The organism is Pseudomonas sp. R1-6, from assembly GCF_051132115.1.
Classification (GTDB): domain Bacteria; phylum Pseudomonadota; class Gammaproteobacteria; order Pseudomonadales; family Pseudomonadaceae; genus Aquipseudomonas.
Window position 1 is genome coordinate 1,284,736 of the sequence record NZ_CP071662.1, and the last position, 26,975, is coordinate 1,311,710.

General features: G+C 61.5%; 24 protein-coding genes. 6 read left to right on the forward strand and 18 right to left on the reverse strand.

Annotation, left to right across the window (positions count from 1 at the left end; all coding sequences use genetic code 11):
- Positions 1-909 (forward strand): LysR family transcriptional regulator, encoded by a 909-nt coding sequence (locus J3P81_RS06040; protein ID WP_434562640.1) that lies wholly within the window; start codon positions 1-3, stop codon positions 907-909.
- Between the two features lie 187 nt (positions 910-1,096).
- Here the strand turns inward: J3P81_RS06040 and J3P81_RS06045 are convergent, their stop codons facing one another.
- From J3P81_RS06045 to J3P81_RS06070, 6 genes are all read right to left on the reverse strand, one after another.
- Positions 1,097-1,798 (reverse strand): ABC transporter ATP-binding protein, encoded by a 702-nt coding sequence (locus J3P81_RS06045; RefSeq protein WP_072409624.1) that lies wholly within the window; start codon positions 1,796-1,798, stop codon positions 1,097-1,099.
- Positions 1,799-2,566 (reverse strand): high-affinity branched-chain amino acid ABC transporter ATP-binding protein LivG, encoded by a 768-nt coding sequence (gene livG / locus J3P81_RS06050; RefSeq protein ID WP_420764330.1) that lies wholly within the window; start codon positions 2,564-2,566, stop codon positions 1,799-1,801.
- Positions 2,563-3,819: a high-affinity branched-chain amino acid ABC transporter permease LivM gene (locus J3P81_RS06055; RefSeq protein WP_420764331.1), complete on the reverse strand. Its 1,257-nt coding sequence runs from the start codon at positions 3,817-3,819 to the stop codon at positions 2,563-2,565. The genes livG and J3P81_RS06055 overlap by 4 nt, the downstream gene beginning before the upstream one ends.
- A complete protein-coding gene (livH, locus tag J3P81_RS06060) occupies positions 3,816-4,739 on the reverse strand; it encodes a high-affinity branched-chain amino acid ABC transporter permease LivH (protein WP_434562642.1) in 924 nt (307 codons plus the stop codon). Before livH ends, J3P81_RS06055 begins: the two co-directional genes overlap by 4 nt.
- A 230-nt stretch (positions 4,740-4,969) precedes the next feature.
- Positions 4,970-6,097 (reverse strand): branched-chain amino acid ABC transporter substrate-binding protein, encoded by a 1,128-nt coding sequence (locus J3P81_RS06065; RefSeq protein ID WP_420764333.1) that lies wholly within the window; start codon positions 6,095-6,097, stop codon positions 4,970-4,972.
- A gap of 60 nt (positions 6,098-6,157) precedes the next feature.
- Positions 6,158-6,394, reverse strand: coding sequence for a hypothetical protein (locus J3P81_RS06070; RefSeq protein ID WP_434562644.1), 237 nt, complete (start codon positions 6,392-6,394; stop codon positions 6,158-6,160).
- Positions 6,395-6,436: 42 nt separating this feature from the next.
- On the opposite strand from J3P81_RS06070, the gene J3P81_RS06075 reads away from it, so the two are divergent.
- Positions 6,437-6,742 carry a DUF2288 domain-containing protein gene (locus tag J3P81_RS06075; RefSeq protein ID WP_264428324.1) on the forward strand — a complete coding sequence of 102 codons (306 nt, stop codon included), beginning with the start codon at positions 6,437-6,439 and terminating at the stop codon, positions 6,740-6,742.
- A 284-nt stretch (positions 6,743-7,026) separates the two neighbouring features.
- Here J3P81_RS06075 and J3P81_RS06080 read toward each other — a convergent pair whose 3' ends face one another.
- Positions 7,027-9,201 carry a hypothetical protein gene (locus J3P81_RS06080; protein ID WP_434562646.1) on the reverse strand — a complete coding sequence of 725 codons (2,175 nt, stop codon included), beginning with the start codon at positions 9,199-9,201 and terminating at the stop codon, positions 7,027-7,029.
- A 361-nt stretch (positions 9,202-9,562) separates the two neighbouring features.
- Here J3P81_RS06080 and J3P81_RS06085 point away from each other — a divergent pair, with 361 nt between their 5' ends.
- Positions 9,563-10,912 (forward strand): spinster family MFS transporter, encoded by a 1,350-nt coding sequence (locus J3P81_RS06085; protein WP_434562648.1) that lies wholly within the window; start codon positions 9,563-9,565, stop codon positions 10,910-10,912.
- 174 nt (positions 10,913-11,086) lie between these two features.
- Here the strand turns inward: J3P81_RS06085 and J3P81_RS06090 are convergent, their stop codons facing one another.
- Positions 11,087-12,577 (reverse strand): MDR family MFS transporter, encoded by a 1,491-nt coding sequence (locus J3P81_RS06090; protein WP_420764337.1) that lies wholly within the window; start codon positions 12,575-12,577, stop codon positions 11,087-11,089.
- A 94-nt stretch (positions 12,578-12,671) separates the two neighbouring features.
- The gene (gene pobA / locus J3P81_RS06095; RefSeq protein ID WP_434562650.1) at positions 12,672-13,862 is read right to left on the reverse strand and encodes a 4-hydroxybenzoate 3-monooxygenase; all 1,191 of its coding nucleotides are present in this window, start codon (positions 13,860-13,862) and stop codon (positions 12,672-12,674) included.
- 172 nt (positions 13,863-14,034) lie between these two features.
- On the opposite strand from pobA, the gene J3P81_RS06100 reads away from it, so the two are divergent.
- Positions 14,035-14,928: a helix-turn-helix domain-containing protein gene (locus tag J3P81_RS06100; RefSeq protein ID WP_420764339.1), complete on the forward strand. Its 894-nt coding sequence runs from the start codon at positions 14,035-14,037 to the stop codon at positions 14,926-14,928.
- Positions 14,929-14,935: 7 nt separating this feature from the next.
- Here J3P81_RS06100 and J3P81_RS06105 read toward each other — a convergent pair whose 3' ends face one another.
- The 9 genes from J3P81_RS06105 to gap form a co-directional block, all read right to left on the reverse strand.
- The gene (locus J3P81_RS06105; protein WP_420764340.1) at positions 14,936-15,112 is read right to left on the reverse strand and encodes a hypothetical protein; all 177 of its coding nucleotides are present in this window, start codon (positions 15,110-15,112) and stop codon (positions 14,936-14,938) included.
- Between the two features lie 168 nt (positions 15,113-15,280).
- A complete protein-coding gene (locus J3P81_RS06110; protein WP_434562652.1) occupies positions 15,281-15,640 on the reverse strand; it encodes a DUF5064 family protein in 360 nt (119 codons plus the stop codon).
- A gap of 108 nt (positions 15,641-15,748) precedes the next feature.
- Positions 15,749-17,095, reverse strand: coding sequence for a CoA transferase (locus tag J3P81_RS06115; RefSeq protein WP_434562654.1), 1,347 nt, complete (start codon positions 17,093-17,095; stop codon positions 15,749-15,751).
- Between the two features lie 56 nt (positions 17,096-17,151).
- A complete protein-coding gene (locus tag J3P81_RS06120) occupies positions 17,152-17,574 on the reverse strand; it encodes a YbaN family protein (RefSeq protein ID WP_434562656.1) in 423 nt (140 codons plus the stop codon).
- Between the two features lie 135 nt (positions 17,575-17,709).
- Positions 17,710-18,300, reverse strand: coding sequence for a biliverdin-producing heme oxygenase (locus tag J3P81_RS06125; protein WP_434562658.1), 591 nt, complete (start codon positions 18,298-18,300; stop codon positions 17,710-17,712).
- A gap of 160 nt (positions 18,301-18,460) precedes the next feature.
- Positions 18,461-21,052, reverse strand: a complete 2,592-nt coding sequence (locus J3P81_RS06130; protein ID WP_434562660.1) for a TonB-dependent receptor — start codon at positions 21,050-21,052, stop codon at positions 18,461-18,463.
- 120 nt (positions 21,053-21,172) lie between these two features.
- Entirely contained in the window at positions 21,173-22,135 is a 963-nt protein-coding gene (locus J3P81_RS06135) for a FecR family protein (protein ID WP_434562662.1), read from the reverse strand.
- 106 nt (positions 22,136-22,241) lie between these two features.
- Positions 22,242-22,754, reverse strand: a complete 513-nt coding sequence (locus J3P81_RS06140; protein ID WP_434562664.1) for an RNA polymerase sigma factor — start codon at positions 22,752-22,754, stop codon at positions 22,242-22,244.
- 201 nt (positions 22,755-22,955) lie between these two features.
- A complete protein-coding gene (gene gap / locus J3P81_RS06145) occupies positions 22,956-23,957 on the reverse strand; it encodes a type I glyceraldehyde-3-phosphate dehydrogenase (protein WP_039593774.1) in 1,002 nt (333 codons plus the stop codon).
- Between the two features lie 230 nt (positions 23,958-24,187).
- Between gap and edd the strand changes: the two genes are divergently transcribed.
- Positions 24,188-26,014 (forward strand): phosphogluconate dehydratase, encoded by a 1,827-nt coding sequence (gene edd, locus J3P81_RS06150; protein WP_420764392.1) that lies wholly within the window; start codon positions 24,188-24,190, stop codon positions 26,012-26,014.
- Positions 26,011-26,970, forward strand: coding sequence for a glucokinase (locus J3P81_RS06155; RefSeq protein WP_420764393.1), 960 nt, complete (start codon positions 26,011-26,013; stop codon positions 26,968-26,970). The genes edd and J3P81_RS06155 overlap by 4 nt, the downstream gene beginning before the upstream one ends.
- The last annotated feature ends 5 nt before the right edge of the window (positions 26,971-26,975 follow it).

Below are 26,975 nucleotides of genomic sequence, written 5' to 3' on the forward strand. Positions count from 1 at the left end.
GTGAGCGAGATAGATGACCTCGCAGCGTTCGCCGTGCTGGTGGAGGCTGGGAGTTTCACCTTGGCGGCGCAGCAGTTGGGGTGCAGCAAGGGGCAACTGTCCAAGCGCATCAGTCTGTTGGAAGAGCGGTTTTCGGTGCTGCTGCTCCAGCGCACGACACGACGCCTTAGCCTGACGGCGGCGGGCGCTGCGCTGTTGCCCCAGGCCCAGGCATTGTTGGTCCAGGTGGAAAGGGCGCGTCAGGCGTTGGCGCGCTTGAAGGGCGAAATTTCCGGGCCGGTGCGCATGACGGTTCCGGTTTCGCTGGGCGAAACGTTCTTCGAGGGATTGCTTACGGAATTTGCCTGTGCCTATCCCGACGTGCAGATTGAGCTGGAGCTCAACAATGGTTACCGCGATTTAACCCGCGATGGCTTCGATTTGGCGATTCGTTCGGATGCGGCGGTCGATGAGCGGTTGGTGGCTCGACCGTTGCTGGCCTGGCATGAAATGACCTGCGCCAGCCCGGCCTACCTGGAACGCTACGGCGAACCCGAGTCCCCCCACGCCTTGGTGGAGCACAAGTGCCTGCTCAACAGCCACTACAGTGGTCGGGAAGAGTGGCTGTATCACCAGCAGCACGAATTGTTGCGGGTGCGAGTGTCCGGGCCGTTCGCCAGCAACCATTACAGCCTGTTGAAAAAAGCCGCCTTGGCCGACGCGGGTATCGCCCGTTTGCCATCGTATTTGCTCCATGAAGAGCTGGCCGACGGACGCCTGCGTTGGCTGCTGCGCGATTTCCAGACCCGGCGCATGCCGATGTACCTGGTGCATCCTTATCAGGGTGGGTTGCCCAAGCGTACCCAGGTGCTGGCTGATTATTTGATTGAATGGTTCAAGCGCAGTGGGGAGGCGTTGGATCGGTTGTAGAGTGAAGACGCTAAACCCGTGGCGAGGGAGCTTGCTCCCGCTCGGTTGCGTAGCGACCGCAAAAACTGGGGGCCGCTACGCCCGAGGCGTCGGACCGGCCCAGCGGGAGCAAGCTCCCTCGCCACGGGGGCGTGCGCATCCAGATAAAAAAAACGGCCCGAAGGCCGTTTTTTTCTTGGTGACAGCCTCAGCCGCCCAGGTACGCCTCGCGCACTTTCGGGTCGGTCAGCAGCGCTTCACCGGTGCCTTGCATCACCACGCGACCGTTCTCCAGCACGTACGCCCGGTCGGCGATTTTCAGCGCTTGGTTGGCGTTCTGCTCCACCAGGAACACCGTCACGCCATCCTTGCGCAGCTGTTCGATGATGTCGAAGATCTGCTGGATGATGATCGGTGCCAGGCCCAGGGAAGGCTCGTCGAGCAGCAGCAGCTTGGGCTTGCTCATCAGCGCACGGCCGATGGCGAGCATTTGCTGTTCGCCACCGGACATGGTGCCGCCGCGCTGGGTAAAACGCTCTTTCAGGCGTGGGAAAAGGTGCAGCACCTTGTCCATCTGTTCCTGATAGTCGCCCTTGTCGGTGAAGAACCCGCCCATGGCGAGGTTTTCTTCCACGGTCAGCCGGGCAAATACCCGACGGCCTTCAGGCACCACAGCGATGCTCTTGCGCATGATCTGCGCCGACTCCTGGCCCACCAGTTCCTCGCCCATGTAGCGGATGCTGCCGCTGTGGGCCTGGGGCGAACCGCAGAGGGTCATCAGCAGCGTCGATTTGCCAGCACCGTTGGCGCCGATCAGCGTGACGATTTCGCCCTGGCGGACCTCGACGTTGACGCTGTGCAGCGCCTGGATCTTGCCGTAGAAGGTGGAAACGTTTTCGAATTGCAGCATTTACGCTTCCCCCAGGTAGGCTTTGATCACTTCGGGATTATCGCGGATCTGTTCCGGCGTACCGTCGGCCAGCGGCGTGCCCTGGTTGATCACGACGATGTGGTCGGAAATGCTCATGACCAGCTTCATATCGTGCTCGATCAGCAGGACGGTGACGTTGTGCTCCTCGCGCAACACGCTGATGAGCGCCTTCAGGTCTTCGGTTTCCTTCGGGTTCAGGCCGGCGGCCGGTTCGTCGAGCATGAGGATCCGCGGGCGGGTCATCATGCAGCGGGCGATTTCCAGGCGCCGTTGCTGACCGTAGGCCAGGGTGCCGGCGGTACGGTTGGCGAACTCGGTGAGGTTGACCTTGTCCAGCCAGTACGCGGCGTACTCCATCGCCTCGCGTTCGCTCTTGCGGAACGCCGGGGTCTTGAACAGGCCCGCGAAGAAGTTGGTGTTCAGGTGACGGTGCTGGGCGATCAACAGGTTCTCGACCGCCGTCATGTCCTTGAACAGCCGCACGTTCTGGAAGGTCCGCACCACGCCCTTGCGAGCGATGTGATGGCCGGCCAGGCCCTGGATCGGCTCGCCGTCCAGCAGGATGGTGCCGCCGGTGGGCTGGTAGAAGCCGGTCAGGCAGTTGAACACTGTGGTCTTGCCCGCGCCGTTCGGCCCGATCAGGGCAACCACTTGTTTCTCTTTCACGGTCAGGGCCACGCCGTTGACCGCAAGCAAGCCGCCGAAGCGCATGCTCAAGTTTTCAACTTTGAGGATCTCGCGGCTCATTTGCGCAGCTCCATGTGTGGGCGTTGCATAGGCAGCAGACCTTGAGGACGCCAGATCATCATCAGCACCATCAAGGCGCCGAACATCAACATGCGGTATTCACTGAATTCACGCATCATTTCAGGCAGCAGGATCATCACGATCGCCGCCAGGATCACGCCCAGCTGCGAGCCCATCCCGCCCAGCACGACGATGGCGAGGATGATCGCCGACTCGATGAAGGTGAACGATTCGGGCGTCACCAGGCCCTGGCGAGCCGCGAAGAAGCTACCAGCGAAACCGGCGAACGCAGCACCGAGGGTAAAGGCCGACAGCTTGATCACGGTTGGGTTGAGACCCAGCGCGCGGCAGGCGATCTCGTCTTCACGCAGCGCTTCCCACGCACGGCCGATCGGCATGCGCAGCAGGCGATTGATGACAAACAGTGCCGCCAGTGCCAGCAACAGGGCAACCAGGTACAGGAAGATCACCTTGTTGATCGAGTTGTATTGCAGGCCGAAGTACTCGTGGAAGGTCTGCAAGCCTTCGGCGGCCTTGCGCTCGAAGGTCAGGCCGAAGAACGTCGGCTTCTCGATATTGCTGATGCCGTTCGGACCACCGGTGATGTCGGTCATGTTACGCAGGAACAGCCGGATGATCTCACCGAAACCCAGGGTCACGATCGCCAGATAGTCACCACGCAAGCGCAGGACCGGGAAACCCAGCAGGAAACCGAAGGTCGCAGCCATCAGCCCGGCGATCGGCAGGCAGATCCAGAAGCTCAGGCCGAAGTAGTGGGACAGCAGCGCGTAGCTGTAGGCGCCGACGGCGTAGAAGCCGACGTAACCCAGGTCCAGCAGGCCGGCCAGGCCTACCACGATGTTCAGGCCCAGGCCGAGCATCACGTAGATCAGGATCAGCGTAGCGATGTCCACCGCGCCGCGCGAGCCGAAGAACGGCCATACCAGCGCGACGATGATGAGGGCGATGATGAAATAGCGCTGAGTCGTTGGCAGGGTCAGGAAGTTGCTGGCCTTGGCCGGGATCAGCGGCAGGCCCGGGGAGGAGCGCCAGGCCTTGCTGATTTGCTGGTTGAACAGCACGCGCAGGAACATCAGCACCGAGCAGATCGCGATGGTCGCAAGCACCGCAGGGCTGGTGTTGTGCACTTCCAGGTTGATACCGACGATGGTCAGTTTCAGACCGAGTACCGGGTAGGCCACGGCCCAGACCAGCAAGGCACTGAACAGTGCCTGTTTAAGATTCCTAGTCATACTTTCTCAACCTCCGGACGGCCCAGAATGCCGGTCGGACGGAACAACAGCACCAGAACCAACAAGCCGAATGCAACGACGTCCTTGTACTGGTCGCCGAAGATATCGGCGCCAAAGGCTTCCGCCACCCCCAGCACCAATCCACCGAGCATGGCTCCGGGAATGCTGCCGATGCCGCCCAATACCGCAGCGGTGAAGGCCTTGAGGCCGACGAGGAAACCGGCGTTCGGGTTGATCACGCCGTATTGCATGCTCAGCAGAACAGCCGCAACAGCTGCCAGCGCAGCACCAATGACAAAAGTCAGGGCGATGATGTTGTTGGTGTTGATGCCGAGCAGGTTGGCCATCTTGATGTCCTCGGCACAGGCGCGGCAGGCGCGGCCCAGGCGAGAACGGGAGATGAACAGGGTCAGGCCGAGCATGGCGATCACAGTGACGATGAACACCACGATCTGCATGTAGGAAATCAGCACTTCTTGTGCGCCACCCGGACCGAAGGCGACGTTGCCAGGGATCAGGTTGGGGATTGCTTTGTCCTTGGAGTCTTGCGCCAGCAGAACGGTGTTCTGCAGGAAAATCGACATACCAATGGCGGAAATCAGCGGGATAAGACGGTTACTGCCGCGCAAGGGGCGATAGGCGATCCGTTCGATGCTGTAGCCATAGGAACTGGTGACCACGATGCTCGCGATAAAAGCCGCGGTCATCAACAGCGGGACACTGTCGAGTCCCATCATGGTCAGCCCGGCAATGGCGATGAACGCCACGTAGGAGCCGATCATGTACACCTCGCCGTGGGCGAAGTTGATCATTCCAATGATGCCGTAAACCATCGTGTAGCCGATGGCGATCAGGGCATACATGCTGCCAACGTTAAGGCCGTTAACCAGCTGTTGGAAGAAGTGATAGATGTCAGGCATTACAGCGCTCCTAAAAACCTGATACGCATTTCACTGGTGGAGTCATTTTCCCGCCCGGCCCCGTGGATCTCTATCCACTTCGAATCCGGGTTTTGCCAGCGAACCGCTGATGACGGTTTTGAGATTTTCAGGTGGGGAGACTGGCGGATCACGCCAGCGCGGCCCATACATTCGTAAAACAAAGCCCACGGCACGCCGTGGGCTTTATTGGCAGTCAGTGAGGCAGCGCCTTACTGAGGCGAAACTTCAGTTTTAGGTTTGCCGTTGTGCCACTCGTAAACCACGAATTTGAAGTCTTTCAGGTCGCCTTTTTCATCGAAGCTCAGGTCACCGGTCGGCGTCTTGAAAGTGCCGGCGTGGATGGCTTCAGCCACTTTGGTCGCGTCTTCGGACTTGGCCGCCTTGATGCCTTCGGCAATCACGGTCACTGCGGAGTAGGACGGGAACACGAACGGGCCGCTCGGGTCTTCCTTCTTCGCTTTGAACGCGTCAGCCAATGCAACGTTGGCCGGATCCTGGTCGAAGGACTTCGGCAGGGTCACCAGCAGGCCTTCGGAAGCATCCTTGGCGATCTGGGTGATCGAATCGTTACCCACGCCTTCCGGACCCATGAAGCGGGCTTTCAGGCCCTTTTCCTGGGCTTGACGCAGGATCAGGCCCAGCTCCGGGTGGTAACCGCCGTAGTAAACGAAGTCGACACCGGCTTGCTTGAGCTTGGCGATGATCGCGGAGAAGTCCTTGTCGCCGGCGTTGACGCCTTCGAACACGGCAACCTTGGTGCCTTTCTTCTCGAGGGTGGCTTTCACCGCGCTGGCGATGCCTTCACCGTACTGCTGCTTGTCGTGCAGGACCGCAACGATTTTCGGCTTGACGTGGTCGGCGATGTAGTTGCCGGCGGCTGGGCCTTGGGCACTGTCCAGACCGATGGTGCGGAAGATCATCTTGTAGCCACGGGCGGTGATATCCGGGCTGGTGGCCGCTGGGGTGATCATGATCACGCCTTCGTCTTCGTAGATGTCCGAAGCCGGCTGGGTGGAGCTGGAGCACAGGTGGCCGATCACGAACTTGACGCCGTCGTTGACGACCTTGTTCGCGACGGCTACCGCTTGTTTTGGATCGCAGGCGTCATCGTATTCAACGGCTTCGAGTTTCTTGCCGTCGACGCCGCCCTTGGCGTTGATTTGCTCGATCGCCATCTTGGAGCCGCTGAACTGCATGTCGCCGTATTGGGCTACAGGGCCGGTTTTCGGGCCGGCGATGCCGATCTTGATGGTATCGGCGGCAAACGAATGGCTGGCAACCCCGGCCAGAACCATAGCGGCAAACAGTTTGGAAATCTGCTTAGTAGCCTTAGTCATAGTGCTCCACTCATGCTGTTGTAGTTTTTATAGTCCTGGCGCCGTAGCAGCAGAACCGGGTCAGATATCTTGGATATCCTCGCGGAAAATGCCCCCGGCAACTGTACCGGTACAGTGTAGAGCGCCGATTGTTGGCAAGGGAAGCTGGCGCTTGGGGGCAAAACCTGAGGGTGTCGCTTTATTGAAAGAAAAAGACAGATTCGCGGCGGGGGTTGTCCGGTCAAATCGGCAATCCTTGGCTTTGCTGCGCTTTTCAATCGGTGCTGCAATTGCAACTGGGTTTTTCTGCCAGACCACCGACGTTATCATTCGCGCCGATTTCTTTTCCGGACAGCTCCCATGAATCAAGAACCTAGCACCCTCTATGCCAAATTGCTCGGTGAAACCGCATCCATCACCTGGAAAGAGCTGGAGCCGTTCTTTGCCAAGGGTGCCCTATTGTGGGTCGATCCGGCACTGGATCTGATCGCTGCCGCCGAGGCCGTGGCCCAGGACGAAGGTACCAAAGTCGCCGCCTGGCTGGGCGCCGGGCAGGTCGCCAAGCTGTCTGAAACGCGGGCGCTGGATTTTCTGGAGCGCGATCCGCAGCTCTGGGCGGTGGTGGTTTCGCCTTGGATCATGATCCAGGAAAGGGCATCGAATTGATCGATGCACCAACTTGGTTCGCTCCCTGGCTCGGTTGAAAGTGTGTAGGTGAGTAGCGAGATGACAGCCTGCCGTGGCGAAACGCCACAGGGCAGGGTGACGTATACGTAACGGGAACAGTTTATTGGGCAGCCTTTTGGCTGCTTAATTGTTTCTGGATGTTGTTCTGGGGAGAGATTCAAGGCCGCTATCGCGAGCAAGCTCGCTCCCACAATGGGTCTGTGTTCACAAAACCTGTGGGAGCGAGCTTGCTCGCGATTTGGGCGACTCGGTTCAAGCCAGCCTCAGTAAGTACGGCCAGTATGGTTATTAAGCGAAATAACCTTGGTCTTGCCGATCCGATGACGGTAGATCTCGCGCAGGTACTTGATGGACTTCTTCACGCAGTCGCGGGACAGGCGGATGTCGTTGATCGAGACGAATTTTTCCTTGTCGCTGATCAGCTCGCGGTATTTCTTTTCATACATCGGCTTGATCGCGTACCAGTTGGTGTCGAGGATTTTCGCCGGGTTCTCGAATTCATTGAGCAGGTCGTCGATGCGTGCCTCGTCGAATTCTTCGTTGATGATGAAGTCCAGGATCGAGTTGTCCAAGGTCTCATCGAAGCGGTACGGCGTACGGGCGAAGCAGCGTTTGATAAACGCCACGATCAGGGTCAGGAAGTCGTCCGACAGGCATGGGCTCTTGGCGATCAGCGTGGTCAGCGACAGGTTCGCCGAGGCGCCGATCACCAACGCGTAGCGCTTGAGCGTGGTGTTGGGGAACAGGCTGTTGAGGTGGGTCTTGAGCCGGTTCAAGTCCATGTAGGACAGCTTGTAATCCTTGGGCAACGAGACGATCGATACCACCGACGAGCAGTTCTTGAAGAAGTGCAGGTCATGCAGCGCAGCGGCGTCGTAGCCGGAGTTCTTGTACTGCTCCAGCGAGGCGCGGTAGCGCTTGGACTCGATGGGCAACAGGCTGATGCCTTCGATGGCCTGGGTGACTTTGTTGAAGTGCGGCAGGTCGATGGAACGGAAGAACAGGTCATCGATGTTCAAGCGCGGTGGCTCTTTCTCGAACACCTTGAACTTGTCGCCGCTCGGCGCCGGGGTTTCCGGGACCACGGACTCGGCGTAGGCAATCGCCACCGGGCCGGCCAGGCTCATGAACAGGTCGTTGGCGTCCAGGCGAATGGTTTCACCAATGTCGATGCCGGCGCGACGGAAGTAGTTCTGGTCGTAGTCGGTGGTCACGGCCTGGGCCGTCAGGATGTTGAATATCTGCTGGGAAATATACTGGTTGGCGTGCTTTTCCATGGCATTGACATCAATGTTCTGGATGTTGCCGTCATCACTCTCTTCGGCGTAGCGCATGATGTCGTTGGAGATCAACATCATCGCGTTCCACGGACGGATGCGGCCCATGACGCTGGCTTCGCTGCTGTCTTCGTTGGCGAAGTTGTACGAGAAATCCCATTCTTCCGAGAGGTATTTGCACAACAGCCGACCGGCGTTGATGTGCAGAGCCTCAGACATTTCGCTGCGGTGGTCGGAGATATTCGGCAGCACGCAAATGCCGCTGGTGAAAATCGGCTCGAAGACGAAGGAGTGACCGCTCTTGCTGTCGTGTTCGTCCATCGGCTTGGTGTCGAACGTCTTGTTCATGTAGGAGTACTGCTGGGCCAGGCCAAACTCCGAGGCCATGCCCGAACCGGTACCGCCGCCGGCGCTGAAGATCGAAAAATACAGGCGCGACTGGTTGGCCTTGATGCCGCAGCTGTCGATCAGGTACGAGTGAATCATCTTCCAGTCGGGGGTGGAGAAACGCTGGGTGTCCTTGTTCAGGATGATCTTCGCCAGATACTGGCCGAGGATCGGCGCGTTGCCGGCGCCACCGGCATGGACTTCCGACAGGTCCATGATTTTCATCTTGCTGTAGTCGCGCAAGAAGCCGCTTTTCTCGCCTTTGCGCGAGAAACGGATGCGCCCGGCGATGTCCTTGTCCAAGTCTCCCAGCATGACCAGCGGTTCCACCAGGAACACCGGTTTGCTTGCCTTGCTGTTGCCCAGGCGCAGGTTGCGCATCCACTGCGCCGGGCGATAACTTTTGTCGCCGTAGTTTTTATCCTCGGCATTGAATTCGTTGAGGTAGAACTTGCGGGCGTTGTAGACCAACTCCGCGACGTCCAGGGCGATGTTGGAACCGCAGCGACCCAGGCCGATCAGGCAAACCGATGGGAACTCCTGCTGGCCACGTTCGCTCTCGTCGTCCACCAGGTGCGGCGGACGGGGGAACACGGCATCGCGCAGGCCGTCGAGGTTGTCGAGGATGCGGTCGGTGTTGGTCTCGGTGAAATATAGGTATTGCTGGGTAGCCAGGGATCGCGAGCTGCTCGACAGCGTCGAGGTTTCAGGGCCGTTGGCGGCTGGGCTCAAGGTCAGATCGGAAACCGCAGTGGCTGTTTTTTTGGAAGTCATTGTGCGCCGTATGCCTGGACTGGTCGGATCGACGACATGTCATCGAACCATCGCGAATGGGAACTCGCGTCCTTTGATGGCAACGCGAATGTCGGCCCAAGCGTTCAGGGCTGCAGCCTGAGCAGCGCTCGGGAGAATCTATTCCTGATCATGTTGGATCGGCCATCGCGCGAGGTTCTTTAATCAAGAGCAGGCAAAATGATGGCAGTTGTTGCAGCAAATTGACCAAAGCAATGAAACACGCCCTGCGCCATGGTTTGGTATCAGCCATGCGAATGATTGGAGACAGCTCGCGTCCCGCTGTCTAGATTGCAGACTCCGGGCTCGGATGCCTCGCCCAACAATAAAAAGAGACGGACCCATGCAGAACTCGACCCAAGCGGCGAATGCCTGGCGCATTCTGTTCCTGTTGTTCCTGGCCAACCTGTTCAACTTCTTCGATCGCACCATCCCGGCGATCATCATCGAGCCGATCCGCATGGAGTGGAGCCTCAGCGACTTCCAGATCGGCATCATCGGCACCGCGTTCACAATCGTCTACGCCATTGCGGGCTTGCCGCTGGGGCGCATGGCCGATACCGGTTCGCGCAGCAAGTTGATGGGCTGGGGCCTGGCCGCCTGGAGCGGATTGACCGCGGTGAATGGCCTGGTGGGCAGTTTCTGGGCGTTCCTGGTGGTGCGCATGGGCGTGGGCATCGGTGAGGCCAGCTATGCGCCGGCCGCCAATTCGCTGATTGGCGATCTGTTCCCGGCTCACCGCCGGGCTCGGGCAATGGGCATCTTCATGCTGGGGCTGCCGCTGGGCCTGTTGTTGGCGTTCTTCACCATCGGCGCGATGGTCAAGGCCTTCGACAGCTGGCGTGCGCCTTTCTTCATCGCGGCGGTGCCGGGGCTGGTGCTGGCGGTGTTCATGTTCTTCATCAAGGAACCCAAGCGCGGCGCGGCGGAAACCGTGCAGGTGTCCCAAGAGAAGGTTGATAAACCGGTTCGCCGGGTGCTGGCGATTCCGACCTTTCTCTGGTTGGTGCTGGCGGGGCTGTGCTTCAACTTCGCCACCTACGCCTGCAACTCATTCCTGGTGCCAATGCTGCAACGGTATTTCGGGATGCCGCTGCACGAGGCGGCCGTGGCGACCGGCATCATGGTGGGCGTGACCGGATTGTTCGGGCTGACCCTTGGCGGCTGGGTCGCAGACAAGATCCACCAGCGCGTGCCCAACGGCCGTCTGTTGTTTGCAGCGTTCAGCCTGGCCATTTCGACCGTGACCACGGCGTGGGCCCTCCATGCCGGGCGCATCGAGATCGGTGTTTTCGTGGCCGTGTTCAGCGTTGGTTGGTTGTTTGCCTATAACTTCTACACCTGCGTCTATACCGCGATCCAGGACGTGGTGGAGCCGCGACTGCGTGCTACGGCGATGGCCTTGTATTTTGCCGGGCTGTATCTGCTCGGCGGCGGCCTCGGGCCGGTGGTGGTGGGCGGCTTGTCCGACTACTTCGCCCACACGGCGATGGCCGTCGCAGGTGCCCCGCAAATGACCGAAGCCTTCAAGGCCATCGGCCTGCATGACGCGATGTACCTGATCCCGGTGGCGCTGTTGCTGACCATGGTGTTCCTGTTCCTGGCGTCTCGCTGCTTCGTGCGCGATGCCAAGCGGATGAAGGACGGGATGAGCGTCGTGGTGGAGCCGGCGGGCGTGGCGGCGACGGCTTGAGATCAAACTGCTGGCGAAACAGCTTTTGTGGCGAGGGGATTTATCCCCGCTGGGCTGCAGAGCAGCCCTCGAAAAACACTCAGCTAACCTGACACAGTGCGGCGTCGGTTTTAGGGCTGCTGCGCAGCCCAGCGGGGATAAATCCCCTCGCCACAGGGTTCAGCGCCATCTGCACTAACGAGCCTTTTCTTCTCGCCCGCGCAACAGCCGATCGGGCATGGCCACCGCAGCCGCCAGCCCCAGCAATGACACCGCCGCGCTGATCATCAGCAAGTGCCGGAACGTCGCTTGCAACTCCTCACGCAAGGCGTCCCGTGCCTCTCCGGGAGCGGCGTTCAAACCATCGAGCAGGACGTTGCCGGAATGCCCCTCGCCGATCATCGACGAACCGGCGAGCTGGGCAAAACCGGAATCCTGCAGCAAGGCCAGCAGCAACGCCGACATCAGCGCCACACCCACCGCGCCGCCCAATGAGCGAAACAGGTTAGTGGTGCTGGTAGCGACACCGATGTCCCGTTGCTGCACCGAATTCTGCGAGCCCACCAGCGAAGTGGGAAATTGCATGCCCGAAGCGATGCCGCTGAGCAACATGAACAGGCTGCTCAGCCAGAACACGGCGGGCGGCGTGAAAGCCATGCCAAGAATGGCGAACGGGAAGAGCAGGGCGCCACTGAGGATCATCGGTTTGTAGCGCCCGGTGATCGAGGTGCGCCGCCCGGCAAAATAGGCGCCCATCGGCAAACCCATCGCCAGCGGCAGCAAGTGCAGCGCGGCGCTGTCGGCGCCGGCGCCGGTCACGCTCTGGAAGCGCAACGGCACCAGCACTGTCAGGGAAATCGCCTGGAAGCTGGTGAAGAAAACCGTGCACCAGCACAGCACCGCGCTGCGGTTGACGAACAGGTGCATAGGCAGCAACGGCTCCCGTGCGCGGCGTTCATGCCAGGCGAAGAGACCCAGCACGAGTACTGCGCCACCCAGCAGCCCGAGCACTTCGCGGCTGTGCCAGGCATGGCCTTGGCCGATCTGGGTAATGCCCAGCAGCAGCGAGGTCAGACCGATGATCAGCAACACGGTGCCCAGGTAATCGATGATTGGTGTGCGTTGTGGCACCGGCAGCCCCACCAGGGCGCGCCGGGCCACCAGCCAGGCGCCCAGGCCCAATGGCAGGTTGATCCAGAAGACCCAGCGCCACGACAGGTACTCGGTCATGTAGCCGCCCAGCACCGGTCCGGCCACGCTGGCCACCGCGTACATGCTGCTGAAATAACCCTGGTAGCGCCCACGCTCGCGGGGCGGGATGATGTCGCCGATGATCGCCTGGCTCACAGAAATCATGCCGCCGGCGCCGATGCCCTGGAAAATCCGCGCCAGCACCAGTTGCTCCATGTTCTGTGCCAACCCGCAAAACAGCGAAGCGAGGGTGAACAGGCCCATGCCGAACAGCATCAGCGGGCGCCGGCCATACAAGTCGCCCAGCTTGCCGTAGATCGGCACCGCTACGGTCATGGCGACCATGTAGCCGGAGATCACCCAGGCCAGCAGGCTGACATCCTTGAATTGCGCGGAAATGGCCGGCATCGAGACCGCGACGATGGTCTGGTCCAGCGCACCGAGGAAAATCGCCAGCATCAGCGCCACCAGCACGCTGCGGATAGCGGGTTGCATAGCTTGAGGCGTATCGAGCTGAGTCAAGGCAGGACCTGCGGGCATCGCGCCTGGCGGCGAGGGGACGAAGCCCGCAGTTTAATTCGGTAGCCGCCTATTCGATAGCCTCGTAAGGAAGGCCGACGTAATTTTCCGCGATGGTTTTGCGCCCCGCCTCGGAGTCGACGAAATACTCCAGCTCCGCCTCGCTGATGCGCTGGTTGAACGCGTCGTCATCGAAGCGGTGCAGCATCGACGTCATCCACCAGGAGAAGCGCTCGGCTTTCCAGACCCGTCGCAGGCAGATGTCGGAATAGCGTTCCAGCAGATCCGCGCGACCGTCGCGATAGACCTTAAGCAAAATATTGAATAGCGTGCTGACATCGCTGGCAGCCAGGTTCAGCCCCTTGGCCCCGGTCGGCGGGACGATGTGGGCGGCGTCGCCCACCAAAAACATCCGCCCGTACTGCATCGGTTCCACGACGAAGCTGCGCAGCGGTGCGATGCTTTTTTCTATGGAGGGACCGGTCACCAGGGTTTCGGCCAGGTCGGTGGGCAGGCGTATTTTCAGTTCATCCCAGAAACGCTCGTCCGGCCAGTCGGCCACTTGTTCCTCGGCGGGCACTTGCAGGTAATAACGGGTGCGGGTCCGCGAGCGCATGCTGCACAGGGCAAAGCCGCGCTCGTGGCGAGCGTAGACGAGTTCTTCGTGGACGGGCGGGGTGTCGGCGAGGATGCCGAGCCAGCCGAACGGGTAGACGCGTTCGAAGACCTTGAGCTTTGCCGCCGGGATCGATTGCCTTGCCGCGCCATGGAAACCATCGCAGCCGGCCACGTAATCGCAGTCCAGGCGCCAGGTTTCGCCGGCGTGTTCAAAGGTCACGAAGGGATGCTCGGTCTTCAGGTCGTGGGGCTGGGCGTTGTCGACCTGATACAGCGTCTGGGCGCCGGATGCCTGCCGGGCGGCCATCAAGTCGCGAGTGACTTCGGTCTGACCGTAAATCATGACGTTCTGGCCACCGGTCAGCCCTTTGAGGTCGATGTGGACACGCCGACCGTTGAGGACCAGCTCGAAGCCATCATGGGGCAAGCCCTCGGCGTCCATGCGTTGGCCAACTCCGGCCTGGCGCAGCAGCTGGACCATGCCCTGCTCGAGTACACCGGCGCGGATCCGGCCGAGGACGTAATCGGGAGTCTGGCGCTCGAGGATCACGGTGTCGATCCCTGCGTTGTGCAATAACTGGCCGAGCAGCAGCCCAGAGGGGCCGGCGCCGATAATGGCGACTTGGGTCTTGAGGGTTTTCATTGTTGTTATGGCTCGCAAGAGGCACGCGACCAGGGTCGGCGTTTATTTTTAGTAATCCTGGCGTGCATTTTTCGCTTGCGGACCTGTCAATTGAAGGGGAAAACTGAGCTGAAACCTGCACATTCTGCCAATCGGTGCGATTACCGCCCGTAACCCAAGGCCGATCCTCGTTATGAAGAAAACTGAGCTGCCTTCGATTCCCGTGTTCAAGCTCTACGGCGAGAGCCAGGATTGGCCCACGCCGGACCTGCTGCACTGCGAAACCATTTCCAGCCGCAGTAGCGAGCACCAATGGGAAATAAAACCCCATAGGCATGCCGATTTGTGCCAGCTGCTTTTTGTGTTCAAGGGTCAAGCGGAACTGGAAATCGAAGGCCAGCGTACGCGGCTCGACGAGCCGGCCGTGCAGATCCTGCCGCCGCTGTCGGTCCATGGTTTCCGTTTTTCGGAGGATGTGCAGGGTTACGTCGTGACCCTGGCGGCGCCGCTGGTCACGCACCTGCAAGCCCAGCTAGGCCATTCGGTCAATGTCCTGGCCCAGGCGGAAGCCTATCCGGCCGGAGAGAACGCTGATTACCTCAACAGTTTGTTCAGTGCCATGCAGGCGGAGTACGTGGGTCATCAACCGGCCCGGGAAATGCTGATGCATGCCTTGGTCAGCGTGATCATGGTCTGGGTGAGCCGCCAGGTGATGAACCGGCGTATCTCCACCCAGCGCCCGCAACGGGCCCGGGAATACCTCAACGGGTTCATCCAACTGGTGGAAGAGACCTATCGCCAGCACGTCAAGGTCGAGGACCTGGCCCATCGCCTGGGCATCTCGGTGTCGCACCTCAATGGCACCTGTCGCGAACTCGCGGGACAGCCGGCACTGCAGATCATGCACGAGCGCCAGTTGCTGGAAGCCAAGCGGCTGCTGACCTATACAGGCATGACGATCTATGAGATCTCCGAGATGCTCGGCTTCTCCGACCCGACCAACTTCACCCGACTGTTCCGTCGGCGCGTCGGTATCTCGCCCAAAGCCTTCCGAGACCGGCTCAAGACCGATCAGCAGGACGACTGAAACCGTCTCAGCGCAGCGCGTTCAAGGTTGCGTTGTGCGGTATGCAGCGTTCGAAGTTGCAGCTGGCGTATTCACGGGGCAGCTGCCTGGCCTGCTCGACCCGATAAGCCGCGGTGCCATACAGCGCCAGCGTGGCGGTGCAGGTGACGAAGATGGCGAGGCGTCTTCTTGTTTTGATGTTCATGGCGATGACCTCTGAACGAATACCCGGGGGTACTGTTTTCAGCATAGGTCAGCTATGGCGGGTTGCCAGCCAGGCGGTTTGTGTATGTAAGCAGATATTCAGCTCGCTGATGTTCCCTATGGGAGCAAGCTTGCTCCCATAGGGATTAGGGTTGTTCTTTCGAGCGTTCTATTCCAAATGCTCAGGTTTCATCGGATCCCCCGGCTTGACATCCAACTGGTGGCGCACGTCTTCGAACATTTCGTCGTAGTACTTGTGCATCGAGCCGATGTTCGTGCTCTTGGGCAGGCCGTAGTGTTGGGCAATGCGGGTGGCGTGGCGGGCGAAGTCGAAGGCTTGGTCCTTGGCCAGGAAAAACGTCTCGTCTACGTTCTTGTCTTCTACCGTGCCGTGCAGGCGAAATGACATGCCCTTTCCCTCGTCGGGATCCTCGGCAATTTCGTAATCGATGCACAGGTTGTAGCTGAAATCATCCTTGTTCAGCGCATGGCGCTCCATGTGCAGGTGTCCGGGTTGGAACGTGGCCATCAGCGTCTCTCCTTCGAAGGCGTGGAGAACGGCAGACACCGGGCCTGCCCCATAAGTTTTCCCGTTATCGATAAACATGCCGGGCGACGGGTGCGGTCGATTGAACCGTCACCATTGCGCGCGGTGGGCGCCCAGGTCAGCGGCCGGCAACTTCCATTGCAGCGGTGTGCCGGGCATTTTCAGCGGCACCTGCAAGCGATGCGCCGGACCCCAGGGCGTCTGTTCCACCAGCAACCCCTGGTCAGCCTCGTCTTCGGGGCGCAATGCAACCTCACTGCCGGCGCCGCCCTCGATCAACAGCTTCGCCGTGCGCGCCAGTGACAAGCGTGCCGAGCCCCCACGGCCGTTGGCCAAGCGTCGATTCAGCAACACGATTGCGCTGGCGGCCATCAGGTAACCGGTGCCGTGGTCCAGCGCCTGGACCGGCAGAGGCGTCGGTTTGTCCGTGTGTTTCCAGGCCATGCCGGCCTCGGCGATACCGCAGCTCATCTGCACCAGGCTGTCGAAGCCGCGGCGGTGTTGCCAGGGGCCGCTCCAGCCGTAGGCGTTGAGGCAGACGTCGATCAGGCCGGGCGCCAACTGCCGACGTTGTGTAGCGCCGTAGCCCAGGCGTTCGAGCGCGTCGGCGCGGTAGCCGTGCAACAGGATGTCCGCCTCCTGGAGCAGCGCCTCGAACGCTGCTCGATCGGTGGGCTGGCGCAAGTCGAGGCGGGCGCAACGTTTGCCGAGGGTGACTTCAGGCACCACGCCGGGTTCGTTCCAGGTCGGCGGGTCGATGCGCAGCACGTCGGCCCCCAGCCCGGCGAGAAAGCGACTGGCAACCGGGCCGGCCAGCACGCGGGTCAGGTCCAGCACCTTGAGGCCCGCCAAGGGCTGGGCGACGGAGCCGAGCCAGGGGCCAGGCGCGCCTTGCGCTCCGCTATCCAAATGAACGAGGGGCTCGGCATTGACAGCGATGCCCTGGGGATGCGCCTGCCATGCCAGCCATGAACGCATCTGCGCGGCGCAACCGCCGGCATCGATCACGGCCTGTTCCAGTTCGGCCTTGTTCCACCGGACCACTCTGTTGGCCATGTCGGCGCGGTCGGTGCAGGCGCCGAGCACCTTTTGCGCCGCCTGGCGATGATGCGGCGCGTTGGTGTGCAGGCGGAACCAGCCGTCGGCGGTGGCGTAGTCGCCCGCCACCGGATCCCACAGGGGCGGCACGCCCCAGCCGATGGGCCGCAGGGAGGTGGAAAACCAGAATGAGGCCAGGCGCCGGTCGACTTCCATCGACGGCAGGCGACCGGTTTGCTGGCGGATCAGTTCGGCGACCGCTTGACCGGCCGTGGCGATGCTCGCGCAGGCCAGCTCGGTGACGGCGAAGGCGGAGGGCAGGGCGCCTTCGCTGGTGAAGGGGATGGGTGTCGTGGGCAAGCCGATGGCGGTTTGCATGGGTGTGAGTAGGTCTGACATTTGGAAACCCTCCTGAATCAGAGAGCGAGCATAGATCAAACAAACGTCGGGGGCCGCTACGCCCGAGGCGTCGGACCGGCCCAGCGGGAGCCAGCTCCCTCGCCACGATTCTCCGGTCTGGACCAGATCCAGAGATTGCCCAGGCCCATGCCTGCGAGTGCCAGGCATACCGGCCAGCGGTGATCGAGCATCAGCAGCATAAACCCTGCACAGCACAGCATGCTGACCGTTGCAGCGATCTTGGCCCGGCGCGGGATAACCTTGCCGTTGCGCCAGTTGCGCAGCATCGGCCCGAACAACCGATGGCCTTCCAGCCAAGCGCTCAGGCGCGGCGAACTGCGGGTCGCGGCCCAGGCGGCAAGCAGGATGAATTCGGTGGTGGGCAAGCCCGGCACGACGATGGCCACCAGGCCGATGGCCAGGCTGGTGTAGGCAAGGAGGGCGAAGAGCAGGCGAGTGAATCTGGAAGGGCGTTTCATCAGTGTTCTTCTTTCATGCACATTCCCTGTGGGAACGAGCCGGCTCGCGATGGCGGTGGGTCAGGCGACTTCTGTGGCGACTGAGCCAGTGTCATCGCGAGCAGGCTCGCTCGCGCAAGGGAAACTGTGAAGGCTTCAGGCCAACTCGGTCGCGTAGGCTTGCTCCAGCAACACGGTAAAGCGGTTGAAGGCCGCCAGCGCTCCTTTGTCCGCCTCGGCTTCCTGCTGTTCGGTGAGGGGCACCGCGTCGAGGATCCGGGTGAAGGTTTTCCAGCCTTCGGCACGCCCGCCCGCCGGTTCTGCCAAGTGTCGGGCACCAAAGGTTTCGCTCAGCCCCAGCCCCACGGCGCGCTTGATCAGGAACGCGGCGCCAAGCTTGGAACCCTCGGACACGAACAGCCAGCCGAGGGCTTCGGCCTGGGTTGGGTTTTTCACTGCGCCGGCCACTGGCGGCGGCACTTCGGTGTCCAGGTCCGCCAGGTCGGCCTTGGCCGCTTCGGCGCGGCAGCGCGCGGGCAGGTCGGCAATCAGCGCGGTCAGTTGCGCGTCGTTGTACAGCGCCACCAGTTCCGACTGGAATTGGTACTGGGCGACGACGAAGCGGGCGTAGCTGGCCTGGGTTTCGAATGGGGCGTGAGCCTTGACCAGCGCGTCGAGCTTGCCGTGGGGCTCGTGGGTGATCTGGTTCAGGCGTTGGGAGCGGGAAAGGGTGCGTTGTGTGGTCATAGCAATTCCTTCGAGTGGAATACATCGTGGCGAGGGAGCTTGCTCCCGCTCGGTTGCGCAGCGAGCGTTAGATCCGGGGGCGCTTCGCCCGAAGCGTCGGACCGTCCCAGCGGGAGCCAGCTCCCTCGCCACAGGTAACTGTCTTGCGTGAAGAATCGGATCAGATATCCCAGATCAGGTTGACCGCGAAGTTGCGCCCAGGGGCGGTCAGGCGGTCGAGGTTGGCCGGGCTCAGCACTGCCGCTTCGCCGACGCTGTCGTAGCCGCGCACGTCGTCCCACAGCCAGTATTTCTTGTCGGTGAGGTTGTAGAGGCCGCCGCTGACGGTGACGTCGTCGGTGACCTTGTAGTACCCGCTCAGGTCGAGGATGCCGAAGCCCGGCGTCTTGAACTGGCTGCTGACGCCGTCAGGAGAGTTGAAGTTGCTGTCGTCGACGCGGTTTTTCTTCTTCACCAGGGTCCAGCTGAGCAAAGTGCCGAACTGCTCCTGGTCATAGCCCAGGCCGAATACGCCGGTCATCGGGTTGATGCTGTTGAGCGGTTCGCCGGTGTCGTCGTTGCGGCCTTGGAGGTAAGCCACCGAACCTTGGGTATAGAGGCCCCGTGGCGCGCCGAACACGTCCAGGTCCAGGCGCCCCTTGGCCTCGATGCCCTTGATGGTGGCGTGCTTGATGTTGTTGCTCTGGAAGGTCAACTGGTCCGCCCCAGGGGTAATGGCGTCCTCGTTGATGAAATCGCGGTACTTGTTGTAGAACACCGCCACGTCGAACGAACCGGAGTCGAAACGACCGCGCAGGCCGGTTTCGTAGCTCTTGCTTTTTTCCGGCTCCAGGTCGGGATTGGGTTCCACGCTGTAGCCCGCGTCCGGGTTATCGAAGCGCCCGTACAGAGCCTTGGCGGTCGGGGTGCGGAAACCCTCGGCGTATTGGCCAAACCAGGTGTATTGGTCGGTCAGGGCGTAAGTCAGCCCGAACTTGGGCGAGACGCGGTGCCAGGTCTTGTTCTCATCACTGACTTTACCGCCGGCGGTAGGGTCAACGGTGCTGAGGAATTCTTCGGTCAGGTGTGGCTTGAGCTGGGTGTAGTCGTAACGCAGCGCCGGTGTGAAGGTCCATTTTTCCCAGCTGATCTGGTCCTGGGCGAACAGGCTGTAGGTGTTGATGGTCGGGTCCGGGAAGTCACTGGCTTTTGCCAGTACGTCCCGCGTGCTGATGGCGCCGACGGCGGCGCAGCCCACGCCGACCGCCAGGCACACGCCATTGCCGCTGCGCGAACCGGTGACTTTCTGCTGTTTGAGCGTGGTGCCGTAGGTCAGCGTGTGATCGGTGTCGGCAATGCTGAATGACTTGTCGACTTGCGCATCAAGCACCCACTGTTTTTCTTCGTACAGGGTCTCTCGCGTGCGAAGGACCCTACGGGTGATCGGGAAGTAGAATTCGGCGGTGCTCTGGTCGGTCTTGGCGACCTGGTGGTTCAGGCTCCACTTGATGTTATCGGCCAGCAGGCTGTCGAGCGCGAAGCTGTGCTCCAGGCCGAAACGTTCGCGGGTGATGGTGTCGTTGCCGGTGCGCCACTGGTACATGCCGCCCGGCAGGATGGAGGCGGGAATGGCCGGTTGTCCGTTGGCGTAAGGACCGCCGTAGGCGCTTTTCAGATCGGTGTCACGGTCGTCCTTGTACTTCTCGTAGACCAGGCTCAGGCGTGCGTCATCGTTGTAGTTCCAGCCGAGCTTGGCCAGCACGTTGTTGGCGCGCACGTCCTGCGGGTTGGCCGCGGTGCGGTCCAGGCCGGTGCCATTGTTGCTGCCGTAGGATTCGGTTTCATGGCCGTCGCGCTGGCTGTAGTGCAGCAGGCCGTCGAAGGGCCCGCTGCGACCGGCGACGGTGGCGGACTTGAGCCAGCTCTCGTCGACGGAGCTGTAGCCAGTCTTCAGGCGCGCGCCAACATCCTTGCCCGGCTTGATGATGTCATCCGCATCGAGGGTGAAATAACTCACGACGCCACCAATGGCGTTGCTGCCGTACAGCACCGAGGCCGGTCCGCGCAGGATCTCCACGCGCTTGATGATCTCCGGGTCGACATAGTTGCGCTGGGTCTTGGCGTAGGGGCCGTTGAAGAAACCGCCGGGCACTTCCACGCCGTCGACCTGGGTCAGGATGCGGTTGCCGTCGATGCCGCGGATGTTGTAGCCGCTGATGCCGCCGCGCTCGCCCGCGCCGCCCACCGATACGCCGGGCTCGTAGCGCACCAAGTCCTTGATGGTGTTTACGTTGTTACGGTCCAGTTGCTGGCGATCATGAACTGAAACGGTGCTCGGTACGCGGGTGATGTCCTGTTCTTGACGGGTGGCGCTGATGGTCACCTGCTGCAAGTCCAGCACGTTGCCCGCGCTGCGTTTTTCCAGAACGATGTTGTTGCTGCCCAGTTTGCGGTAGCGCAAGTCGGTCCCCACCAACAGGCGCTCCAGGGCTTTCTCCGGCGACAGCGAGCCGTTGACGCCCGGCGAGGCGATGCCTTCGGCCAGTTCAGCCGGCAGGCCCACCTGCCAGCCTGTGACGGCAGTGAACGCGTTGAGCGCGGGGACCAAGGGCTGCCGGGCGATGTTGAAGCTGTAGTCGCCCATGTTGTGCGCGGGCGGTTGGCCAGCGGCGGCAAGGGCGGCCGGCGCGGCACCGGCCATCAGGATGGCGGCGGTCAGCAATGAAAGTGCGCGGGAAGGGGCGAGTAACCGGCAAGTAAGGCGAGAGGACATCGATAGCGCTCCGTGTCGCATCTGTTATAGGTGCAGATCGGCATCGTGGAGATGCGAATCAATTGCATTGGCTATAACGAGACGAACCAGCGGAGGCTATCGAGTAAAAATAATTCTCATTTAGTTCAAAATCACCAGCGCCGGGAATTCCTGCAGGCGCGCGGAGGTGATCTGGGCCAGGGAGCGGACCACGTCCAGAGGCTGGTCGAGGCGGTAGTTGCCCGTCACCGCGACGTTGGCCAGCCGTTCGTTGGTGTTGATGATCCAGCCTGGGTAGTAGCGTCGCAACTCCGCCAAGACCTGGCTCAGCGGACGGTTCTCGAACACCAGTCGGCCCTGCACCCAGGCAAGGTCGATGCCGGCATCGAGCCGTGCCGGGCGGTCGAAGCCATTGGGGCCGATGCGGATGCTTTCGCCAGCCGACAGCCGCACGTGGGTGTCGTAGCGGGTGGCCCGCAGGTCGACGTCGCCGCGCTGCACCTGGACTTGCGCGACGCCATCCACGTAGCGCACGGCGAACGAGGTGTCGCTGACGCTGGCGGTGACCGGGCCTGCGTCCAGCTCCAACGGCAAATGACGGTTGGCTGGCACCTCGAAGAAAGCTTCGCCCTTGTAGAGCCGGGCCACCTGCCGTTGGTTGTCGAATGAACTGGAGAAGGCCGAATCGGTATTGAGCAGCACCTTGGAGCCGTCTTCCAACTGCAGGCGCTGGCGTTCACCGACCACGGTCAGGTGGTCGGCCTGGAAGCGCAGGGGCAGGTCGCTGAAATTGAACAGTCCCAGCAACAGCACGGCGGCGGTGGCCAGGGGTTTCCAATGGGCGCGCAGGCGCGACAGCGTGGTGATCTTTGGCCGGTCCCTCAGTTGCCGGGCGCTTTCGATTATCTGCGGGCCGTTCCAGATCGCCTGGGCCCTGGCGAACGCTTCGCCATGGCGTGGATCGGCCGCCAGCCAGGCCTGGAAGTGTCGGCGCTGCTCCTCGCTGGGGCTGTCGAGCAGGATCAACCAGTCCAGCGCCTGATCCATGGCGTGGGCGGTGTCCTGCGCCTCGGCGGCTTCAGGTGGGCGATGGTTGTCCGTCACGGTGGATTCTCATTATTGGCGGCAAGCACACGCTACAAGCCGCAAGCGGTAGCTGGCAAGCCCACATCCCGCTTGCGGCTCGAAGCTTGTGGCTTGCCGCTTGTATTCACGGGTTGCGTTCGGCCACGCCCACGCAGATGGCCATGATCAGTTTCAGTTCTTTTTGCACCGTGCTCAGGGACACGCCTAATCGTTGCGCGATGTCCTGGTAGCTGTGGCCATGCAGCCGGCTGAGAATGAAGATCCGCTGTTGACGGGGGCTGAGGGATTGCAGGCTGATGTTGAGGCGTTCGAGCATTTGCGCGGCGTGGGCGGCATCTTCGGCGCTGCTTTGAGGGGCGACGACGTTGTTCACGATGTCCAGCGGCACGTCGTCGACCAGGGCCCGCGACTGGATCCGCCGCGCGCGCAGATGATCCAGCGCCAGATTGCGGGCGGTCTGGAAAACAAAGGGTTCGAGATGATCGACGGTGCGTTCGCTCAAGGCGCGGGTGACACGCAGGTAGGTTTCCTGCAGCAAGTCTTCGGCGGTGCTCGGGTTGTTGACCATCCGCTCGAGGGTGCGCAGCAGCGGGGTACGCTGGGCGAGAAAAATGTGGTGAAAACGCGATTGACTCACGATAGGGCCCGATCCGGTTCGAGTAGATGATAATGCTTATCATCTGCGTCGATGGTCAAGCCTTCATTTCATGAGTGTTGAAACCCTGTGGGAGTGAGTTCGCCAGCGATAGCGGTGGTCCAATCACCCTATGATCCAGGCTGACCGGACGCTATCGCGAGCAAGCTCGCTCTCACAGAAAAGCTTCCTGCTGCTGGGCAGTTACTCCGCGTTACACAACGCCAGGCAGTTATCCAGCATGCGGTTGGAGAAGCCCCATTCGTTGTCATACCAGGCCAGCACCTTGAGCAGCTTGCCGCTGGCTTTGGTGTGGTTGGCATCGAAGATCGACGACAACGGGTTGTGGTTGAAATCGCTGGAGACCAACGGCAGGGTGTTGTAGCCGAGGATCTTGGAGTGCTGGCTGGCCTGCTTGAGCAGTGCGTTGACTTCATCGGCCGACGCTTCGCGCTTGAGTTGCACGGTGAGGTCCACCAGGGAGACGTTGATCACCGGCACGCGCACGGCCATGCCGGTCAACTTGCCCGCCAGTTCCGGCAGCACCAGGCCCACGGCTTCGGCGGCGCCGGTCTTGCTCGGGATCATGTTCTGGGTGGCCGAGCGGGCGCGGTACGGGTCGCTGTGATAGACGTCGGTCAGGTTCTGGTCGTTGGTGTAGGCATGGATGGTGGTCATCAGGCCGCTTTCGATGCCGAGCTCGCGGTGCAGCACCTGGGCCACCGGGGCCAAACAGTTGGTGGTGCACGACGCGTTGGAAATGATCTGGTGGGACTGGCGCAAGATGTCATGGTTGACGCCGTACACCACAGTGGCATCGGCGCCCTTGGCCGGGGCCGAGATAATCACTTTGCGAGCGCCGGCACTGATGTGGGCGGCAGCCTTGGCGCGGTCGGTAAACAGACCGGTGCATTCAAACACCACATCGATCTTTTCGGCGGCCCAGGGCAGCTCGGCCGGGTTGCGGATGGCACTGACCGAAATGCGGTCGCCATTGACCGTCAGGCTTTCGTGATCGTGCTGCACGTCGGCATCGAAAGTGCCATGCACGGTGTCGAACTTGAGCAGATGAGCGTTGATCGCACTGTCGCCCAGGTCGTTGATGGCGACGATCTGCAGGTCGCGACGATAGCCTTGGGTATACAGTGCGCGGAGGACGTTGCGGCCGATGCGGCCAAAACCATTGATTGCGATTCGAAGAGTCATTAACTGCGCCGCCATCGATTTGTTGTTGGAATTACAAGATTATTCGCATAAAAATAGAAAACAAGCCTTTTTAGTGGCAATATTTTGTTTTATCTACAACGAGTGACCTGAATCAACTGGTCCGATTGGTCAAAAACCGTTTGTCGCCTTGTCTTTCACCGGGTGTGCAACGGGCTTTTAACCAGCATAGACAATCAGGTCGCCACACCCGCTAGCCTGGAGTTCTACACATGCATCCCCGCGTACTTGAGGTCACCGAACGGCTTATCGCCCGCAGTCGCGCTACGCGCGAGGCTTACCTTGCACTGATCCGCGGTGCAGCCAGCGACGGGCCGATGCGCGGCAAGCTGCAGTGCGCCAACTTCGCCCATGGTGTGGCCGGTTGCGGCACTGAAGACAAGCACCACCTGCGGATGATGAACGCCGCCAACATCGCCATCGTGTCGTCCTACAACGACATGCTCTCGGCCCACCAGCCCTACGAAACATTTCCAGAACAAATCAAGAAAGCCCTGCGCGAGATCGGCTCGGTTGGCCAGTTCGCCGGCGGCACGCCCGCCATGTGCGACGGCGTGACCCAGGGTGAAGCAGGGATGGAACTGAGCTTGCCGAGCCGTGAAGTGATCGCACTGTCCACGGCGGTGGCGTTGTCCCACAACATGTTCGACGGCGCGCTGATGCTCGGCATCTGCGACAAAATCGTCCCTGGCCTGATGATGGGCGCGCTGCGCTTCGGTCATCTGCCGACGATCTTCGTGCCCGGCGGGCCGATGGTCTCGGGCATTTCCAACAAGGAAAAAGCCGACGTACGCCAGCGCTACGCCGAGGGCAAGGCCAGCCGTGAAGAGCTGCTGGAATCGGAAATGAAGTCCTACCACAGTCCGGGCACCTGCACGTTCTACGGCACCGCCAACACCAATCAGTTGCTGATGGAAGTGATGGGCCTGCATTTGCCGGGCGCTTCGTTCGTCAACCCGAACACGCCGCTACGCGATGCGTTGACCCGTGAGGCCGCGTTCCAGGTGACGCGCCTGACCAAGCAGAGCGGCAACTTCATGCCCATCGGCGAAATCGTCGACGAACGCTCACTGGTCAACTCCATCGTTGCACTGCACGCCACCGGCGGTTCCACCAACCACACCCTGCACATGCCGGCCATCGCCATGGCGGCGGGCATCCAGCTGACCTGGCAGGACATGGCCGACCTCTCCGAAGTGGTGCCGACCCTCAGCCACGTCTACCCGAACGGCAAGGCCGACATCAACCACTTCCAGGCGGCGGGCGGCATGTCCTTCCTGATCCGCGAATTGCTGGAAGCAGGCCTGCTCCACGAAAACGTCAACACCGTGCTCGGCCATGGCCTGAGTCGCTACACCCAGGAGCCGTTCCTGGAGGATGGCGAGCTGGTCTGGCGCGACGGCCCGACCGAAAGCCTCGACGAAACCATCCTGCGTCCGGTGGCCCGTGCTTTCTCCCCAGAAGGCGGGTTGCGGGTGATGGAAGGCAATCTCGGGCGTGGGGTCATGAAGGTTTCGGCCGTGGCCTTGGAAAACCAGATCGTCGAAGCGCCGGCCATGGTCTTCCAAGATCAGCAGGACCTGGCGGATGCGTTCAAGGCGGGTCTGCTGGAGAAGGATTTTGTCGCGGTGATGCGCTTCCAGGGCCCGCGCTCCAACGGCATGCCGGAGCTGCACAAGATGACGCCGTTCCTCGGCGTGCTGCAGGACCGTGGCTTCAAGGTGGCGCTGGTCACTGATGGACGCATGTCCGGGGCATCCGGGAAAATCCCGGCGGCCATTCATGTCAGCCCTGAAGCTTATGTCGGCGGCGCGTTGGCGCGGGTGCAGGAGGGCGATATCATCCGCGTCGATGGCGTCAAAGGCACCTTGGAGCTGAAGGTCGACGCCGAGGAATTCGCCGCGCGCGAACCGGCCAAGGGCTTGTTGGGCAACAACATCGGCACTGGTCGCGAGCTGTTCGGTTTCATGCGCATGGCCTTCAGCTCGGCAGAGCAGGGCGCCAGCGCCTTCACTTCTGCCCTGGAGACGCTTAATTGAAACTGGCTTTGGTCGGTGACATCGGTGGGACCAACGCGCGTTTCGCCCTGTGGAAGAACCACAACCTGGAGAATATCCAGGTGCTGGCGACAGCGGATTACGCCTGCCCGGAAGATGCCATCGAGGTTTACTTGAATGGCATGGGAATGAAACCGGGCGCCATCGGTTCGGTGTGCCTGTCGGTGGCCGGTCCCGTGAGCGGCGATGAGTTTCGTTTTACCAACAATCACTGGCGCCTGAGCAACCTGGCGTTCTGCCAGAGGTTGCAGGTGGAGAAACTGTTGCTGGTCAACGACTTCTCCGCCATGGCCCTGGGCATGACCTGCTTGCGTCCGGATGAGTACCGGGTTGTCTGCCAGGGCACGCCGGAGCCGATGCGCCCGGCGGTGGTGATCGGCCCGGGCACCGGGCTGGGCGTCGGTACGCTGCTGGACTTGGGCGAGGGCCGTTTTGCGGCGTTGCCAGGGGAGGGCGGCCATGTCGACCTGCCGATGAGCAGTCCGCGCGAGACCCAGCTCTGGCAGCACATCTACAACGAGATCGGCCACGTCAGCGCCGAAACCGCCCTGAGCGGCAGCGGCCTGCCCCGTGTCTACCGGGCGATTTGCGCGGTGGACGGTCATGACCCGGTGCTCGATACCCCCGAGTCGATCACTGCCGCCGGGCTGGCCGGCGACCCTATCGCCCTGGAAGTGCTCGAGCAGTTCTGCCGATGGCTGGGCCGCGTGGCCGGCAACAACGTACTCACGGTGGGCGGGCGTGGCGGCGTGTACATCGTTGGCGGCGTGGTCCCGCGGTTTGCCGATTTCTTCGTCGAAAGCGGTTTCGCCAAATCCTTCGCCGACAAGGGCTGCATGAGCGATTATTTCAAGGGTATTCCGGTCTGGCTGGTGACGGCGCCATACTCCGGCCTGATGGGCGCGGGCGTGGCGTTGGAGCAATCCTCCACGATTTGAAATTG

Excerpts from the sequence above, each read along its gene's own strand:
- J3P81_RS06045 (WP_072409624.1), bottom strand. The coding sequence starts at position 1,798 with ATGCTGCAATTCGAAAACGTTTCCACCTTCTACGGCAAGATCCAGGCG.
- livG (WP_420764330.1), bottom strand. The coding sequence starts at position 2,566 with ATGAGCCGCGAGATCCTCAAAGTTGAAAACTTGAGCATGCGCTTCGGC.
- J3P81_RS06055 (WP_420764331.1), bottom strand. The coding sequence starts at position 3,819 with ATGACTAGGAATCTTAAACAGGCACTGTTCAGTGCCTTGCTGGTCTGG.
- livH (WP_434562642.1), bottom strand. The coding sequence starts at position 4,739 with ATGCCTGACATCTATCACTTCTTCCAACAGCTGGTTAACGGCCTTAAC.
- J3P81_RS06065 (WP_420764333.1), bottom strand. The coding sequence starts at position 6,097 with ATGACTAAGGCTACTAAGCAGATTTCCAAACTGTTTGCCGCTATGGTT.
- J3P81_RS06075 (WP_264428324.1), top strand. The coding sequence starts at position 6,437 with ATGAATCAAGAACCTAGCACCCTCTATGCCAAATTGCTCGGTGAAACC.
- J3P81_RS06080 (WP_434562646.1), bottom strand. The coding sequence starts at position 9,201 with ATGACTTCCAAAAAAACAGCCACTGCGGTTTCCGATCTGACCTTGAGC.
- J3P81_RS06085 (WP_434562648.1), top strand. The coding sequence starts at position 9,563 with ATGCAGAACTCGACCCAAGCGGCGAATGCCTGGCGCATTCTGTTCCTG.
- J3P81_RS06090 (WP_420764337.1), bottom strand. The coding sequence starts at position 12,577 with ATGCAACCCGCTATCCGCAGCGTGCTGGTGGCGCTGATGCTGGCGATT.
- pobA (WP_434562650.1), bottom strand. The coding sequence starts at position 13,862 with ATGAAAACCCTCAAGACCCAAGTCGCCATTATCGGCGCCGGCCCCTCT.
- J3P81_RS06100 (WP_420764339.1), top strand. The coding sequence starts at position 14,035 with ATGAAGAAAACTGAGCTGCCTTCGATTCCCGTGTTCAAGCTCTACGGC.
- J3P81_RS06105 (WP_420764340.1), bottom strand. The coding sequence starts at position 15,112 with ATGAACATCAAAACAAGAAGACGCCTCGCCATCTTCGTCACCTGCACC.
- J3P81_RS06110 (WP_434562652.1), bottom strand. The coding sequence starts at position 15,640 with ATGGCCACGTTCCAACCCGGACACCTGCACATGGAGCGCCATGCGCTG.
- J3P81_RS06115 (WP_434562654.1), bottom strand. The coding sequence starts at position 17,095 with ATGTCAGACCTACTCACACCCATGCAAACCGCCATCGGCTTGCCCACG.
- J3P81_RS06120 (WP_434562656.1), bottom strand. The coding sequence starts at position 17,574 with ATGAAACGCCCTTCCAGATTCACTCGCCTGCTCTTCGCCCTCCTTGCC.
- J3P81_RS06125 (WP_434562658.1), bottom strand. The coding sequence starts at position 18,300 with ATGACCACACAACGCACCCTTTCCCGCTCCCAACGCCTGAACCAGATC.
- J3P81_RS06130 (WP_434562660.1), bottom strand. The coding sequence starts at position 21,052 with ATGTCCTCTCGCCTTACTTGCCGGTTACTCGCCCCTTCCCGCGCACTT.
- gap (WP_039593774.1), bottom strand. The coding sequence starts at position 23,957 with ATGACTCTTCGAATCGCAATCAATGGTTTTGGCCGCATCGGCCGCAAC.
- edd (WP_420764392.1), top strand. The coding sequence starts at position 24,188 with ATGCATCCCCGCGTACTTGAGGTCACCGAACGGCTTATCGCCCGCAGT.